The following is a 15,318-nucleotide window of genomic DNA, read 5'->3' as shown; positions in this document are numbered from 1 at the left end:
TATATTAAATTCAATAATGACTGAAAAGATATTGAATTTTGCTTTTTAGTGATTTTAAAACCTGTTTACAAAAGATGCTGCCACATTTACGATAATAGAGCAGCCAAGACTCTCCAACCGTAATAATAATTGTTTTTGCGACCGGTACGCAATCATTTCGCCAGTTAAACCTTTTAAGGGGCCGGCTTTTATTTTAATTTTTTCGCCGGTTTGTAAATCCTCTTCTGTTACTTCAAGTTCGTATGAACTTGCCATCAATAATTTAAGTTCCTCTACCTGTTTATCGGGCATGGCGGTTATCCGGCCCGAGAAATAAATAAAGCGGGAAATACCCTTGGTCATCAGCACCTCGGCTAAAGCATTATCTGCAATGCGCACAAATATGTAAGATTTTATCAGCGGCTCTTCCACCCATTTTTTTCTGTCGCTCCATTGTTTTAAGCGCTTTTGCAACGGCAGGTAGGCTTCAATGCCTTTATTTGTAAGTGTGATATAAGCTTTTTTCTCTGCACGCGGGTTAGTATATACCGGGTACCATTTCAGCTTCCCGGTATCGTTATCTAAAGCCATACCTGTTAAACCCCAATTATTTAAGCCAACGTTTTAAATTCCACCATTTGTTCTTCTCATCATCTATATAATAGCCGGATGCTTCGTACCCGCCGCTATAATCTGAGTAGTAGTAATACCTGTTGCTGTAATCGCCGGTAAACCTGGTGGTGTAGTACCTGGAGTGCAACAGGTCTTCGGCAAAAGCGTTAAGCACAATTACTGTGTTATCCAGGTGGTACTCCTGCGCTATACGCTGCGGTATAGTTGCCGAGTAGTATTTTGATTTGCCCGAGCGGATAACAAAAATGTTGATATCGCTCATGCGTATCAGTGGTATCGCATCAGAAACCAGGCCAATAGGCGCGGTATCTATCATAATAATATCGTACTTTAATTTAAGAGTGTTTATAAGTTCTTTCATCCGTTCGGTATGCAGCAACTCTGACGGGTTTGGCGGTACCGGGCCCGAGATAATAAAATCGAGGTTCTCCTGCCCGGAGTGGAGAATAATATCATCTAACGATGTTTGGTGCGCCAGGTAATTGCTAAGCCCATTATCGTTTGGTACTTTAAAGGTTTTATGCAGTTTAGAGCGGCGCAAATCTCCGGCTATCAGTATCACTTTTTTATCGATTAGTGATAATGTGCTTGATAAATTCACCGCCACAAATGATTTACCCTCGCCTGCAACTTCTGAGGTGATACAAATGATCTTGCTTTGCTTTTCTGATGCGATGAAGTTTAAGTTGGTACGTACCGACCGTACCGATTCGGCAAAGATGGATTTGGGCTTGCTGATGGCTAACACCTGTGTGTTATCCTCGTCAATAGCGTCGGGGAATTTGCGAATAACGCCAATGATAGGTACGGAGGTAAGACTCTCTATGGTTTCTTTATCGTAAATGAACGGGTTTAGTGTCCTTATTAATATAATAAAGCCCAGGCCTATTATCACCCCGAAGATAATGGCGGTGCGGTGGATATCGTGCTCATTGGGTGCCACGGGCGAATAGTTTGGCTGTGCCTGTTCAATAATAGTAGCCCCAGGCAAAATGCCCGATCGGGTTATCTGCGCCTCCAGCTTTTTTTCAGATAAAAAAGAGTATACCTTTTCATTTATCTCGAAATCGCGTTTGAGGCTTATCAGGTCGCGCTCTGCAACCGGCATCACCGCTATTTGCTGGTTCACCTGGGTTATTTGCCCTGCCAGGTAATTTAATGTGCGCTGTATGTTTGATGAGTTGGCGTTTAAAATGCTGATGGCTGTATTCTTGATCTCTAAAATAGACTTGTTAATGTCCTGTATAGTTTGCGAGTTGTAGGTAAAGGTTTTTGATAACTCGGTGCGTTGGGTTAGGTAACCATCCAATTTGGTTATTAGTGCTGTAAGCCCGGCGTCTATCTGGCCACCGCCGGCATCAAAATTGAGGTTTACGTTATTTTTTTCCTTAATTATCTTTTGTTTAACATCTTCTATGGCGATTAATTGCAGTTTTAAAATAGATTGCTGCGTTTCAATATCCTTTGCTTTCGAGAGGGCGACCTCAGCCGCCGCGCTAACATCCATTAGTTTGTTTTTTTGCTTGAAATTCTGGATGGATTTTTCGGAGCCCTTAACCTCAGTTGAAAGGTACTTTAATTGGTCATCAATAAAGTTTATCATTTGCGTAGCCGATTGTGTTTTTCGGCTACGATCGTAAATAAGGTATTCGGTCATCACGGCGTTTAACACGTCTGCGGCAAACTGGGGATTGGCATCGGTTATCTGGAGGCCCAGTACATTGGAATTTTTTACCGTTTCGCCTGCACGCAAGCCTCCGCGTACCCGCCCTACAAGATCTTCAGGTGCGTTAAATTTAAAAAGGAATACCGCTTTTTTGTTTATATCGCCCGATGGCCTTATTACAAAGGCGGTAGGCCCTATGCTTACGGCAGCATTGTAGGCATAGTTTTTAGAAACATCTTTACCGCCAATTTTATAGGTGAGGTTAAAGCTGTTGCTGTTTACCGGCTTAAAGGATATAACATCTCGGTAAAAGTTTACGGTATCAAACTGTAGCTTCTCAATACTAAGCGGCTTTTGCGGGTACAATTCGCTGGTACGTATGCGCCCCTCTACGTAAAAGCTTATGGGGTAATTAAGGTCTTTTACAGCATTGAGGATAACGGTGTGGCTCTGCAAAACAGATATCTCGGCCTGCACCTTGGATGGCCCCCGGTCTGAGCTGTTGAGGATATTAGAGATGTCGGCAATTTCCGATTTCTTCTCCTCCAGTTTCATATAGCCGCCGGTAGAGTATATTTTGGGGGTATACCATAAGTATATGTACGACCATAGCATACAAACCAATAAGGAGCCGGCAACCCAATACCAACGGCTTATGAGTATCTTTCCGATCTTAAAATAGTCAATTTCCTGGTTAGGTAATTTCTTTTGGCTATTATGTTCCGTTTCTTCCATTTAAAGCCGCTTAAGCGTAAAGATGAGTAAAACTGTGCTCAGCAACAAGGTTATCGGCTGTACAGTGGTGCTTAGGTTCTGTGCATTTTCATTCCGTAAGGCATGTTTGTTTTTAGAAACGTAAATTATATCTCCGTTTTGCAGCACCGCGCGCGGGTCTGATATAGCGCTTACATTCCCCAGATCTATCTCAAAAATTGTTTTATCGGCACCAGTACCACGAATGATCTTGATGTTTTTTTCGTTTGCATTTGGGTTCAGTCCGCCTGCCTGGCCAAGCATTTCTACCAGGGTAGTGTTATCTTTTAATAAGGGGAAATTGCCCTGGGCACCTACCTCGCCAAATATGGTTACCTTTAAATTGGTAATTTTTAGTTCGATGATAGGGTCTTTAAGTAATTCTTTACGGTAAAGTCCCTCTATTTTACGCGACGCTTCCCTCCGCGATAGCCCGCCAACGGGTACATGCCCAATAAGTGGCAGTGCAACGGTGCCATCATCCTCAACTTCGTAGGTTTGGCCTTGTGACGATGCGGTTCCTCCTCCGCCGGTGGTTGTTGATGAAGGCGATTCGTCTACAATGTATTTAAGGCTTTGCAGGTTGCGTATTTGTAATATATCCCGCGGCTGTATGCGGTAAGGGCCTTGCGCGGCAGCAGGCTGGCGATGTGAAGTGTCGCTGTTTTGGTTAGCAACGCTTCCATTTTTAAAAAGCACGTTGCTTTGCTTGTAGGAGCATGAGCTTGTAAAAATTACTATAGCAATTATAAAAATCAAATATACAACACGCATAACTTCTACTGTACTGCCAATGTTATTAATATATTAGGCTGCGATTTCAAAAATACATAATTTGCGTTTAAATAACTGTATTTTTCCAACGTGCATGAATTAAAAATATCCATAATTACGGTTTGCTATAATGCCGAAAGTACTATCGAAAGATGCATCCAGTCGGTTATTACCCAGTATTACAGTAATATAGAATACATTATTATAGATGGCGGCTCTTCTGATGCCACGCCTGGTATCATTGACAAATACAAGGACCAAATCCAACGTGTGGTTTCTGAACCCGATAAAGGGATATATGACGCCATGAACAAAGGTATTGCTTTAGCCACCGGCGATGTGGTAGGCATGCTTAATGCCGATGATTTTTTTGCTTACGAAACCGTGCTGAGCGATATTGCCCTGGCGTTTACTCAAAACAATACCGATATAATTTATGCCGACTTAAATTATTTAAGACCTAATGGGAATATTTTACGTAAGTGGAGGTCGGGAGCGTATACTCCCGGGATGTTTAATTTAGGCTGGATGCCGCCACACCCAACCTTTTATTGCAAACTTACGTTATACAGGGAGTACGGCGATTACAGCCTTGATTTTGGCACCGCTGCCGACTATGAATTGATGCTGAGGTTTATTCATTTAAGGAAAGCCTCAGTTTTTTACCTTGAAAGGGTAGTTATTAACATGTTTATTGGCGGTGTTAGTAACAATAACTATCGAGGGCGTACCAAAGTATTATTTTTGGACATGAAAGCGATGTATAAAAATGGTGTGCGCTTCCCGCCAATCGCGCTGTTATATAAATTGTTAAGTAAGTTGAAGCAATTTTTTTAAGTTTTAAAAAAAATATTAAATTTGCAGTAATGCAAAATATATGTGCCCCCTCACAACTATATAAATGTCTGCATATTTAAATACATATTATATATACTACATTTTTATAGTACTGTTATCAGTTCTTATAACATTGCTATCTATTCCATCAATTTTACATGTTGCCCGTACCCGGCACTTATATGATGATGTTGGCCATTTTCGTAAACAGCATGACCACGGTATCCCACGATTAGGCGGCGTGGCTATTTTTGCCAGCTTTACCATAACGCTGCTTCTTTTTAGCATGATAGATAAAAACTTGCCGGTGAGCTACCTGCTAACGTCCAGCATTGTGTTATTTGCCATGGGCTTAAAGGATGATCTTTCGGGTGTTAATTCAAGCACAAAGTTTTTGATACAGTTTTTTGTAGCTGCCATATTGGTTTTATTAGGCGATATACGTTTTACCAGCATGTATGGCATTTTTGGGGTTTACGAAATTAGCTATGTGGTGAGCGCTATTGTATCTATACTATTTATTATGCTCATTGTGAATGCATTTAACCTGATAGATGGTATAGACGGTCTCGCGGGCACTACCTGCATTGTGGTGAATGGCACATTCACTATATTGTTCATATATATGAAGCACTATGAACTGGCGGCAATTTCGCTGGCCATAGTGGGTGCTGTAATTGGCTTTTTGCGTTATAATTTTACGCCTGCAAAAATATTTATGGGCGATACCGGCTCCTTGCTAATCGGTTTGATATCTGCTATTATGGCCGTAAAATTTATAGAGGCAAATAAGTTTACAGGCCATAACCAACCAGCGATTCTTTCTGCCCCTGCTTTAACCTTCGCCATTCTTATCGGCCCAATATTTGATACTTTGCGGGTGTTTATTCTCCGTATTTCGAAGGGTATTTCACCCTTTACTGCAGATCGTAACCACATCCATCACCGTGTACTGAGGTTGGGTTTTACGCACGTACAAGCTACATTGATCTTAGTGAGCATCAATATCATAACTATTGTTATGGTCCTTTTATTTAGTCAATTAGGTAATTTTGGTTTAATGGCGCTCATCTTTATCAACTCACTTGTCTTTAACTGGGGCATCACTATTTGCCTGCGCAGTAAAGAACGCGATGGCTTTGCCTTCCGCAACATGTTTGCGTAAAATGACTTTACCCAACTTTTCTCAACTTTAATTTTATTTAGTTTTGCACTCTTAATGTTTAATTATGAGGATCGCAATAAACGGGTTTGGTCGTATTGGGCGTGTTTTTTTACGCACCATACTCCTGAAAGAAAACATAGAAGTTGTAGCTATAAACGACCTGGCTGATACTCAAACGCTCGCCCATCTTTTTAAGTACGATTCTGTACACCGCGGGTTTAAAGGCACTGTTACATCATCCGGAGACAGCCTGGTTGTTAATAGCCAGCCTATAAAAGTTTACCAGGAAAAAGATCCTGCAAACTTGCCATGGAAAGCACTCGGCATCGACCTGGTAATAGAATCTACAGGCAAATTCATCTCTGCCGAAGAGGCGGGCAAACACCTTACAGCCGGGGCGAGGCAGGTGATTATTTCTGCCCCGCCTGCTGATAAAAGCGTGCCTACAGTGGTATTAGGTGTTAATGATGACACCGTTGACCTTACATCGCCAATCCTTTCTAATGCATCCTGTACCACCAATAACGTGGCAGCTATGGTCAAAATACTGGACGATAACTGGGCGATAACCGACGGCTATATTACTACTGTGCACTCCATGACGGGCGACCAGAACCTGCACGATGCGCCGCATAAAGATCTCCGCAGGGCAAGGGCGGCATCGGCTTCCATCATACCAACAACAACAGGTGCTGCAAAAGCTATCACCAATATTTTCCCGCACCTCGAAGGGCGGCTGGGCGGTGCCGGCATCCGTGTGCCTGTGTTGAACGGCTCGTTAACTGATTTTACCTGCAGTTTAAAAACTATCCCTACCGTAGCCGAAATAAACACCGCGTTCAAAATTGCTGCGGATGGTCCGATGAAGACCATACTGGAGTATACCGAAGATCCCATTGTATCCACAGATATTTTGGATAACCCGCACAGCTGCATTTTTGATGCGCAACTCACATCGGTAGTTGGAGGGCTGGTGAAAGTGGTTGGCTGGTACGATAACGAAATGGGGTACTCCAGTCGCCTGGCAGACCTGGTAGAAAAAATAAATCTGCTCTCTAAATGATAAAGTTTATCACCGCCGATGATGTGCTGCCACTGCGTAACGAGGTTTTACGCGAAGGTAAGTTGACGCTTGACGAATGCCGTTTTCCAAATGATGACTCCGAAGGGGCTTTCCATTTGGGTTATTATGTGGAAGAGGAGCTGGCTTGCATCGCATCTTTTCATCATCAAAACTATGAAGGCTATCCGGGTAAAGCTTACCAGCTGCGCGGAATGGCTACTGCACCTGCTCATCGGGGCAAAGGAATAGGCAACCGGCTGGTTAATTTCGCTATTACTTACCTGCGTGGGCAAAAGGTTAATTACATGTGGTGCAACGCGCGCAAAGTAGCCGTGGCCTTTTATATGGGTACCGGTTTTGAAGTGATCTCGCCGGTATTTGATGTGCCCGGCATAGGGCCGCATTATGTAATGTATGTTAAGATACAATGAAGTTTTAAGCTAAAACATGCACCTTTTTAACTTTAGCGTTGGCATTTCTAATAAATTTGTTCAATTTGCGCCCCATTCAACAATCATACTTTAACATATGAAAACAGTAGATCAGATAACTTTCAACGGTAAAAAGGCCCTTATCCGTGTAGATTTCAACGTCCCCCTGGATAAAGACTATAACATTACCGATGATAACCGGATGACCGCCGCCTTACCAACCATCAAAAAGATTTTAACCGATGGCGGTGCCGTTATATTGATGTCTCACCTGGGCAGGCCAAAAAATGGCCCCACCGAAGAATTTTCGTTAAAGCACATTGTGCCGCATCTTTCAGATCTATTAGGTCAGCAGGTACAGTTTGCTGATGACTGCATAGGTGCCGAAGCCGTTGAAAAAGCTAAAGCCCTTGATAAAGGCGAAGTTTTATTATTAGAGAACTTGCGCTTTTACAAAGAAGAAGAAAAAGGAAATGTGGAATTTGCCGAAAAGCTTTCCAAATTGGGCGATATATATGTGAATGATGCATTTGGTACCGCTCACCGTGCACACGCTTCTACCGCGGTAATAGCGCAGTTTTTCCCTGAGGCAAAATACTTTGGCTACCTGATGGCTGCCGAATTAACCAATGCCGAAAAGATATTGAACGGCGCTGCAAAACCATTTACCGCAATTATGGGCGGCTCCAAGGTATCCGATAAGATAGAACTGATAGAAAAACTGCTTGATAAGGTAGATAATCTTATTATTGGTGGTGGTATGGCCTACACATTTGCCAAAGCAGATGGTGGCAACATAGGTACTTCATTGGTAGAAGCAGACAAACTTGACCTGGCATTGAGCCTGGTTAAAAAAGCAAAAGAAAAAGGCGTTAACCTGTTATTACCTGTTGATAATGTTATTGCCGATAAATTTGGCAACGATGCGAATACTGATGTAGCAAAAACCGGCGAAATACCTGACAACTGGATGGGTTTGGATATCGGCCCCGAAACTGTTAAGATATTCAGCAAGGTGGTAGAGGAATCAAAAACTATCCTTTGGAACGGCCCGATGGGTGTTTTCGAGATGGAAAAATTCCTGATAGGTACTAAAGCCATTGCCGAAGCAGTTGCCAAAGCAACAGATAACGGTGCATTCTCACTAATAGGTGGTGGCGATTCCGCTGCTGCAGTAGCTAAGTTTGATATGATCGACGATGTGAGCTATGTATCTACCGGTGGCGGTGCTTTACTGGAATATATGGAAGGTAAAGAATTACCGGGTGTAAAAGCGATAAACGACTAAGCAAATTTTCGATATACAAAGGCAATCACGTAAATGGTTGCCTTTTTTGTTTCAACACACAATTTTATGGGTATGGCAAAGAAATGGTTATTGGCGCCCGTACTGCTTCTTTTGGCGGCCGGTGCATGCAACAACGCGGATAAGGAAAAGGCCGGCACTGTTCAGTCGGTTAATTTAAAAACAGACGACGAGCAATTCCTGGCGCTGAAAGACACCGCGCAGGCTAAGATCAATACCTTTATTGATAGCCTGAAGCCGCACGCGTTGGATAGCAATTACCGTTTCCTGGTAAAATCTGATTTTGTGGATGGAAAGGAGCACGAGCACATGTGGAGCGTAGTTTATAAATATACCGATGGAAAGTTTACCGGGATCTTTGCAGATTCGGCCCTGTATTTAAAGAACATCCACCCCGGCGATGCCGTGCTAATCAAGCAAAGCGATGTGGAAGATTGGGCCGTATACGATTACCTGCATAATAAGGATCTTGGTAATTTTTCTGATAAATATCTGCGTAGCAAAAAGAAAGCCGGCGAGTAAGGTTTTGTTTCATCACCTTAATTAAAATAAACAAGTTAATGATAGTGAAAGTTGCACTAACCGAAGATGATTTTCTAACCCATTTGCTTTACTCAGCATCAAAAAATAGTAGGAGTAAGGCTAACCGTTTGCGGTCCTGGTTGGTTGTATCGGGGTGCTTCTTTATCATTGGCTTTTTGTTTAAGGATCTGAATACTTTTTATTGCTATTACTTTGCCGCCGCCGGTGTGATAAGCCTCATTTTTTATCCGTTTTACCAGCGCTACGCTTACAAAAAGCACTACCGTAAATTCCTGTTAGATAAACTTAGCAACAGGATAGGCAAAGAATGTATAATTGATTTCCAACAGGATATCATCCAAACAAAAGACGTAACCGGCGAGAGTAAGATCAACACCAGCGAAGTATCTGAAATAAATGAGATAGGCACCCATTACTTCGTTCGCTTAAATACAGGCGATGCGCTCGTTATTCCTAAGTCGGCGGTGGCTACTGATTCCTTTGTGGAGGATTTGCTTGATATATTTCAGAACCCCGAAATGGAGGTAACTAAGGAACTGGACTGGCGCTGGAAGTAAAAATTTACTCATCGGGAAAACGGTGCGGCTCGCAGTTCACCGGGGCTAACAAACCAAACGTAACATATTTGTATCAGCCCCTAAAACACGGGGCTTTTTTATTTTTATACGTACTTTTAAAGCGTTAATCATTCATCCCAATGAAAAAAGTCCTCTTTGTCGCTTTCTGCTTTATCCTTTCAGCTTTTGCCTCCTACGCCCAAGGTGATGCCGCTTATATAAAAGATAACTACACCAAGTTTGAATACGAAGTGCCCATGCGCGATGGTAAAAAGCTTTTCACATCGGTATATATACCTAAAGACCAAACTAAAAAGCACCCCATTATGATGGACCGCACCTGCTACAGCGTTGCGCCTTATGGGGTTGATAAATACAAGAGCAGCCTTGGCCCATCGCCGCAGTTTTTAAAGGATGGTTACATATTTGTTTACCAGGATGTGCGTGGCCGCTGGATGAGCGAGGGGATCTACGAAGAAATGACCCCCGAAAAGGAGGTACACAAAACCAATAACGACGTAGACGAAGGTACCGATACCTATGATACTATAGACTGGCTGATCAAAAACCTGCCGAACAACAATGGTAAAGTAGGGGTGTGGGGCATATCGTATCCGGGCTTTTATACCACTACGGCTTTGCTGAGCCGTCACCCTGCATTGGTTGCCGCCTCGCCGCAGGCACCCATTGCCGATCTGTGGCGCGATGACGCCTTTCATAACGGCGCGTTTTTTTTAGTAGCCAACTTTGGTTTCTACCCGGGCTTTACCAACAGGCAGGATGATAAACCCACCCAACGCCGTGGCGGCCGTTTTAATCCCGGCACTAACGATGGATACAAGTTCTTTTTGGAAATGGGATCGATGAAGAACACCAACGATAAGTATTTTAAAGATACTATCCGCCTGTGGAACGAAATGATGGATCACCCTAATTACGACCAGCATTGGAAAGACCGTAACGTATTAACCCACCTGCACGATATTAAGACCGCAGTATTAGTAACAGGTGGCTGGTACGATGCCGAGGACCTGTACGGCGCTATAAACACCTATAAAACCTTAGCTCAAAAAAATCCAACCACGCCTGTTTACTTTGCTATGGGCCCATGGGTGCACGGCGGATGGGCACGGGGTAATGGCGATCACCTGGGCGATGTGAGCTTTGGCGGGCCAACCGGGCCATATTACCGCGATAAAATTGAGTTCGCTTTCTTTAGTCACTACTTAAAAGGTACGCCACTGGATATACCGAAGGTTTCTACTTTCCAAACAGGCGTAAACCAATGGAAAAGCTATAATACCTGGCCGCCAAAAGAGGCCGAAGAGAAAAACCTTTACCTGCTGCCGGGCGGCAAATTATCTTTCAGCGCGCCAACCGCGGCTACGGATGATTATAAAGAATACGTATCAGACCCGATGAACCCGGTGCCATTTATAGATGGTACAGATTTTGACATGAAGCGCGAGTATATGACTGCCGACAACCGCTTCGCAGAGAAACGCGCTGATGTACTTACTTATAAAACCGAAGTATTAGACAAGGATGTAACCATAGCCGGCAACATTTGGGCGAACCTTAAATTCAGTACCACCGGCACCGATGCCGACCTGATAGTGAAAGTGCTTGATGTTTACCCCGATACCGCCACTAATAACCAGTTCACCGCCAAAGAGGTAAACATGGCTGGGTATGAGCAAATGGTACGCAGCGAACCTATTCGCGGTAAATTCCGCAACAGTTTTGAAAAACCCGAGCCATTTGTACCCGGTAAGGTAACCCCGGTAAACTTTGAACTGCAGGATGTATTGCACACCTTTAAAAAGGGCCACCGCATTATGATCCAGATCCAAAGCACCTGGTTCCCGCTGATCGACCGCAACACCCAGCAGTTCCAGGACATTTTGAAAGCTAAAGACATCGATTTCAAGAAAGAAACTCACCGGGTGTATAGCTCAAAAGCGCATCCAAGCTTTTTAAAGGTGAGGGTAATGTAATGATGAAAAATTGCCTGTTGCTTTTAATCATATTCTGCGGGCCGATTGCGTTATGCCAACAGCGAAAAGTTAAAAATGATACTTTGTACCAGTCTGTTAATCTTAAAAGCGGAGATAAAGTGTTTTTGGCGTTGAAGGACACCGCGCAAAAGCACTTGCAGGAATTTATAAACCAGGTAAAGAAATTCGGGCGTGATGCAGATCATTACCAGTTGGTTGTTAAATCAGACTTCGCTGAGAAGGGTGAGCACGAGCATATGTGGTCGCAGGTGTATTCCTATGGCAGCGGTACATTTAAAGCCATATTTATCGATTCGCCCTTCAAACTTAAAAATATAAAAACAGGGCAACAGCTTACAATCAACCAAAAAGATATAGAAGACTGGGCGGTTTATAATACCAAAGGCCAATTACTCGCCGGCTCATTTTCGGCAAAGTATTTAGACGGCAAAAAAGAATAGTGTTATGATACTTTCATTGGCAGAAGTTCATTACTTCTGTATGAAATTGCTTAATAAGGTTTATATTTCCATCCCGATTGGAAATGAACATTAATGATACCTGACTCTAAGAGGTTCGCATACATCGACGCGTTGCGTGGAGTTGCCATATTGCTGGTGATCATGCACCACTCGCATCCTTATTTCGCGGGGATAAGCAGCTATGGTTTGCCACCTGTTTTAGATACCATTTTAGCGAACGGTGATAAAGGCGTTACCTTGTTTTTTTTGATGAGTGCGTTTACACTTTGCCTCTCGCTCAATAGTAAATTAAAAACCGAGCAGAAACCCGTGCGCAACTATTTTATTAGGCGCTTTTTTAGGATAGCGCCGCTGTACATTTTTATCATCGGGGTAATCTTACTGATCAAAATAAACGCGCCCCCGGTATCATCGGTTATAGCCAACTTGTTTTTTGTACACGGATTAAACCCAAACTGGGTAAACTCAACGGTACCGGGCGGCTGGTCGGTAGGAATAGAAGTTTTATTTTACCTCATCTTCCCGGTGCTGTTTTTCCGGATCAAGTCGGTTTACAGCGCCATCAACGTTACGCTTGCCTGTATGGTGTTAGCCAAAATAGTTACCGCGCTCATGTTTAGGCACCCACTTATTAACGATGGCATTTTATGGGGTGTTTACACTTACGAGAATATCATTTCGCAATTGCCGGTGTTTTTGATGGGGGTATGCCTGTTTCACCTGAAGCAAACACCGTTGAACACGGAAGACGGGGCTAAATTAATTAGGTGCTGCTGCTATATAGCGGCTTTTATAATCATTCAACTGTTGGGTGGCAATCTATTTAAGTCGCATTACCTGTTTGCAATTGCATTTGCTATTATCGCGTATGGCTTGTCGGAATTGCCTTTAAAGCTATTGGTGAACAAAGCAACCGTTTGGATAGGCCGTATCAGCTACAGTTTATACCTTATTCATTTACTGGTAGCCAATTTACTGGTTAAATACCACTTTAACGTTTACAGCCCCAACCCTGTAGGCGATGTGGCCGCAAGGTTTTGTGTGATACTGGCTATCAGCACACCTTTAGCTTATATCACCTATAAAATAATTGAGATCCCTTTCCAGGAGATGGGCAAACGGTTAATTAGCCGGTTAGGGAATCTTAATAAAGTTTAGCTTACATCCACACCAGCACCGCAATCAAAGCGAGAACGGCAGGCAGCATTTGTTTCACTAATATGCCCTTGTTGGCTGTAAGCCCGCCGTATAGCCCCGCCACTACAACACAGCCCAAAAAGAACGTAGCCACATTTTTAGCCCATGTGGGATCGCTTATAAACAGCGACCAGATCAATCCGGCGGATAAAAAGCCATTGTACAGACCCTGGTTGGCGGCTAATGCTTTGGTAGGTTCAAACAAATGTTCCGGGAAGGATTTAAAGGTGGCCTTGCCTTTGGTGGTCCAGGCGAACATCTCAATCCATAGGATGTAGATATGCTCAACGGCGATTAAGGCTATTATTATCTGGGCAATAAGTTTCATGTATTTGGTCTATTTTTCTAAATTACAAAAAATCAGCATATCCTTTTATTCTGCCATTATGCAAAAAACTACAAACCTCACCATCAACGCCATTCAGCACATTGGCATCCCGGTAACCAATATCAATAACTCGCAGGCCTTTTACGAGCGACTTGGGTTTGCTAACGTGATGCGGGCCGGTTTTGGTTCCGAAAGGCAACGCGGAACTTGTGTAATGATGAAGCAGGACAGTATGATAATAGAGCTTTACCAACTGCCCGAGCCCGAACTGGCCGAAATAAAAACGCGCGGAAACGGGCACATAGATCACGTTGCTTTCGATGTTTCTGATATTAATGCTACTTATACCATCATCAAACAAGCAGGCTTTAATATTATAGAGCCAGCGCCCGTATTTCTGCAATTTTGGGAGCGGGGCTGCAAATATTTCAACATTACCGGCCCCGATGGCGAACGATTGGAGTTTAACCAGGTGCTGTAAAAATTAATAAAGGTAAGCTGTTACACTTGTGTGTTGAGTAGCGTTATAGGATAAAAACAACATACGTTATGATCAATAAAATAACCTCCCTGTTCTGCCTTATCGCCATTGGTTTTGCCGGCTGTAAAGAGAATAAAAATTCCGGCTGTGATGCCCAGCAGCTTTGCACCCAGGAATTTAGGTCGTTGGGGGTAATGTTTACCGATAAAAATGGTGATAACGTTACTGTAAAAGACCTCACCATTATAAACCAGCGTACAGGTAAGGCGATTGTGCCTAAGAATACGATAGATCCGGGCTTCTCGCCCAATATGCACTACATCGCTACCGATAGCAACAAAGATGAATTTTCTACCAATGGCGATGATGTTAAGGTTACAGCAACCAGCACGACAACCAATAAAACGGTTTCGGCTATTATAAAAATATCGGGCGGATGTGATTGCCACATCAGTAAAATAGCGGGCCCGGATAAGATAGTGTTTGAATAGTAAGCAATAATGCCAACAATTGCCGCGGTTTTGCGTTACCCGTAAAAGCCGAAACTTATGATACGTACCCCTCTCATCAAACTGATAGCATTTTTAGCTGTAGTAACCAGCTTTGCGGCGTGCAGCAAAAAAATTAATGGCGGCGGTTGCCCCACCGGGCAAATGTGTACCATGCAATTTGTAACGCTCAGCGTAAACTTTGTTGATAAGGCAGGTAAGGCTGTAACAGTAAAAGATGTAAAAGTGGTAAACCAGCGTAATAACACCGCTATTTTAGCCGAGGGGATGAGCAGTATGGTTAACCAGGCAGGCAGGTACGTTTTCGTAACCGACGCCAATAAAAAGCAACTCTCTACCGATGGCGATGACCTGAAAATTACGGCCACCAACGCCGTCACCAATAAAACCGTGTCGGCTATTATAAAAATTTCGGGCGGTTGTAACTGCCATGTGAGCAAGGTCTCCGGCTCGGATGATATCGTGTTTGAATAGCGTAAAAGGGGTAAAACGCCTAATTTTTCGTCAAAAAAGTTGCTGAAATTTGCGCTTTTTCATCAAAAAAAACGGCAAAAAACGCGCCTTTTGCGCGCCTTTTCATACCTGTTTTTGAGTTTTAGAAAATTGACTGTTTATTG

17 protein-coding genes are annotated in these 15,318 nt (G+C 43.2%); 13 read left to right on the top strand and 4 right to left on the bottom strand.

Annotated elements, in window-relative coordinates:
- Positions 1–54: 54 nt before the first annotated feature.
- Genes ABIX36_RS15085 through ABIX36_RS15075 form a run of 3 tightly spaced genes read right to left on the bottom strand, consistent with a single transcriptional unit; the run spans position 55 to position 3,730 of the window.
- Positions 55–570 carry a UpxY family transcription antiterminator gene (locus ABIX36_RS15085; protein ID WP_348082990.1) on the bottom strand — a complete coding sequence of 172 codons (516 nt, stop codon included), beginning with the start codon at positions 568–570 and terminating at the stop codon, positions 55–57.
- Between the two features lie 16 nt (positions 571–586).
- Positions 587–3,013, bottom strand: a complete 2,427-nt coding sequence (locus ABIX36_RS15080; RefSeq protein WP_348082989.1) for a polysaccharide biosynthesis tyrosine autokinase — start codon at positions 3,011–3,013, stop codon at positions 587–589.
- Positions 3,014–3,730, bottom strand: a complete 717-nt coding sequence (locus tag ABIX36_RS15075) for a polysaccharide biosynthesis/export family protein (RefSeq protein ID WP_348082988.1) — start codon at positions 3,728–3,730, stop codon at positions 3,014–3,016. It lies immediately after the preceding gene.
- 165 nt (positions 3,731–3,895) lie between these two features.
- Between ABIX36_RS15075 and ABIX36_RS15070 the strand changes: the two genes are divergently transcribed.
- The 10 genes from ABIX36_RS15070 to ABIX36_RS15025 all read left to right on the top strand — a co-directional run bounded on the left by ABIX36_RS15070 (position 3,896) and on the right by ABIX36_RS15025 (position 13,344).
- A complete protein-coding gene (locus tag ABIX36_RS15070; protein ID WP_348082987.1) occupies positions 3,896–4,642 on the top strand; it encodes a glycosyltransferase family 2 protein in 747 nt (248 codons plus the stop codon).
- 133 nt (positions 4,643–4,775) lie between these two features.
- Entirely contained in the window at positions 4,776–5,807 is a 1,032-nt protein-coding gene (locus tag ABIX36_RS15065) for an MraY family glycosyltransferase (RefSeq protein ID WP_348082986.1), read from the top strand.
- Between the two features lie 64 nt (positions 5,808–5,871).
- A complete protein-coding gene (gene gap / locus ABIX36_RS15060; RefSeq protein ID WP_348082985.1) occupies positions 5,872–6,870 on the top strand; it encodes a type I glyceraldehyde-3-phosphate dehydrogenase in 999 nt (332 codons plus the stop codon).
- Positions 6,867–7,301, top strand: a complete 435-nt coding sequence (locus tag ABIX36_RS15055; protein WP_348082984.1) for a GNAT family N-acetyltransferase — start codon at positions 6,867–6,869, stop codon at positions 7,299–7,301. The genes gap and ABIX36_RS15055 overlap by 4 nt, the downstream gene beginning before the upstream one ends.
- A 97-nt stretch (positions 7,302–7,398) precedes the next feature.
- On the top strand, positions 7,399–8,589 hold the full coding sequence (locus tag ABIX36_RS15050; protein WP_348082983.1) for a phosphoglycerate kinase: 1,191 nt from the start codon (positions 7,399–7,401) through the stop codon (positions 8,587–8,589).
- A gap of 72 nt (positions 8,590–8,661) precedes the next feature.
- Positions 8,662–9,129, top strand: coding sequence for a DUF2314 domain-containing protein (locus ABIX36_RS15045; protein ID WP_348082982.1), 468 nt, complete (start codon positions 8,662–8,664; stop codon positions 9,127–9,129).
- 38 nt (positions 9,130–9,167) lie between these two features.
- Positions 9,168–9,707: a hypothetical protein gene (locus ABIX36_RS15040; protein WP_348082981.1), complete on the top strand. Its 540-nt coding sequence runs from the start codon at positions 9,168–9,170 to the stop codon at positions 9,705–9,707.
- Positions 9,708–9,847: 140 nt separating this feature from the next.
- Positions 9,848–11,704 carry a CocE/NonD family hydrolase gene (locus tag ABIX36_RS15035; RefSeq protein WP_348082980.1) on the top strand — a complete coding sequence of 619 codons (1,857 nt, stop codon included), beginning with the start codon at positions 9,848–9,850 and terminating at the stop codon, positions 11,702–11,704.
- Between the two features lie 83 nt (positions 11,705–11,787).
- Positions 11,788–12,165 carry a DUF2314 domain-containing protein gene (locus tag ABIX36_RS15030; protein ID WP_348082979.1) on the top strand — a complete coding sequence of 126 codons (378 nt, stop codon included), beginning with the start codon at positions 11,788–11,790 and terminating at the stop codon, positions 12,163–12,165.
- 93 nt (positions 12,166–12,258) lie between these two features.
- Complete coding sequence (locus tag ABIX36_RS15025) at positions 12,259–13,344, top strand: acyltransferase (protein WP_348082978.1); 1,086 nt, start codon at positions 12,259–12,261, stop codon at positions 13,342–13,344.
- A 1-nt stretch (position 13,345) separates the two neighbouring features.
- Here the strand turns inward: ABIX36_RS15025 and ABIX36_RS15020 are convergent, their stop codons facing one another.
- Positions 13,346–13,711 carry a DUF1304 domain-containing protein gene (locus ABIX36_RS15020; protein WP_348082977.1) on the bottom strand — a complete coding sequence of 122 codons (366 nt, stop codon included), beginning with the start codon at positions 13,709–13,711 and terminating at the stop codon, positions 13,346–13,348.
- Between the two features lie 58 nt (positions 13,712–13,769).
- Between ABIX36_RS15020 and ABIX36_RS15015 the strand changes: the two genes are divergently transcribed.
- The 3 genes from ABIX36_RS15015 (at position 13,770) to ABIX36_RS15005 (ending at position 15,175) form a co-directional block, all read left to right on the top strand.
- Entirely contained in the window at positions 13,770–14,192 is a 423-nt protein-coding gene (locus tag ABIX36_RS15015; protein ID WP_348082976.1) for a VOC family protein, read from the top strand.
- 68 nt (positions 14,193–14,260) lie between these two features.
- Positions 14,261–14,683, top strand: a complete 423-nt coding sequence (locus tag ABIX36_RS15010) for a hypothetical protein (RefSeq protein WP_348082975.1) — start codon at positions 14,261–14,263, stop codon at positions 14,681–14,683.
- A 57-nt stretch (positions 14,684–14,740) separates the two neighbouring features.
- Positions 14,741–15,175, top strand: coding sequence for a hypothetical protein (locus ABIX36_RS15005; RefSeq protein WP_348082974.1), 435 nt, complete (start codon positions 14,741–14,743; stop codon positions 15,173–15,175).
- Positions 15,176–15,318 lie beyond the last annotated feature (143 nt).

Origin of the sequence: Mucilaginibacter sp. (assembly GCF_039925265.1) — a bacterium.
GTDB lineage: Bacteria > Bacteroidota > Bacteroidia > Sphingobacteriales > Sphingobacteriaceae > Mucilaginibacter.
Note: the sequence above shows the minus strand (reverse complement) of the source record. Positions and strands in the feature narration are given on the sequence as shown.

Bases quoted from the DNA above. Each gene is read 5' to 3' on its own strand.
- ABIX36_RS15085 (WP_348082990.1), bottom strand. From the start codon at position 570: ATGGCTTTAGATAACGATACCGGGAAGCTGAAATGGTACCCGGTATAT.
- ABIX36_RS15080 (WP_348082989.1), bottom strand. From the start codon at position 3,013: ATGGAAGAAACGGAACATAATAGCCAAAAGAAATTACCTAACCAGGAA.
- gap (WP_348082985.1), top strand. From the start codon at position 5,872: ATGAGGATCGCAATAAACGGGTTTGGTCGTATTGGGCGTGTTTTTTTA.
- ABIX36_RS15055 (WP_348082984.1), top strand. From the start codon at position 6,867: ATGATAAAGTTTATCACCGCCGATGATGTGCTGCCACTGCGTAACGAG.
- ABIX36_RS15050 (WP_348082983.1), top strand. From the start codon at position 7,399: ATGAAAACAGTAGATCAGATAACTTTCAACGGTAAAAAGGCCCTTATC.
- ABIX36_RS15045 (WP_348082982.1), top strand. From the start codon at position 8,662: ATGGCAAAGAAATGGTTATTGGCGCCCGTACTGCTTCTTTTGGCGGCC.
- ABIX36_RS15040 (WP_348082981.1), top strand. From the start codon at position 9,168: ATGATAGTGAAAGTTGCACTAACCGAAGATGATTTTCTAACCCATTTG.
- ABIX36_RS15035 (WP_348082980.1), top strand. From the start codon at position 9,848: ATGAAAAAAGTCCTCTTTGTCGCTTTCTGCTTTATCCTTTCAGCTTTT.
- ABIX36_RS15025 (WP_348082978.1), top strand. From the start codon at position 12,259: ATGATACCTGACTCTAAGAGGTTCGCATACATCGACGCGTTGCGTGGA.
- ABIX36_RS15020 (WP_348082977.1), bottom strand. From the start codon at position 13,711: ATGAAACTTATTGCCCAGATAATAATAGCCTTAATCGCCGTTGAGCAT.
- ABIX36_RS15015 (WP_348082976.1), top strand. From the start codon at position 13,770: ATGCAAAAAACTACAAACCTCACCATCAACGCCATTCAGCACATTGGC.
- ABIX36_RS15010 (WP_348082975.1), top strand. From the start codon at position 14,261: ATGATCAATAAAATAACCTCCCTGTTCTGCCTTATCGCCATTGGTTTT.
- ABIX36_RS15005 (WP_348082974.1), top strand. From the start codon at position 14,741: ATGATACGTACCCCTCTCATCAAACTGATAGCATTTTTAGCTGTAGTA.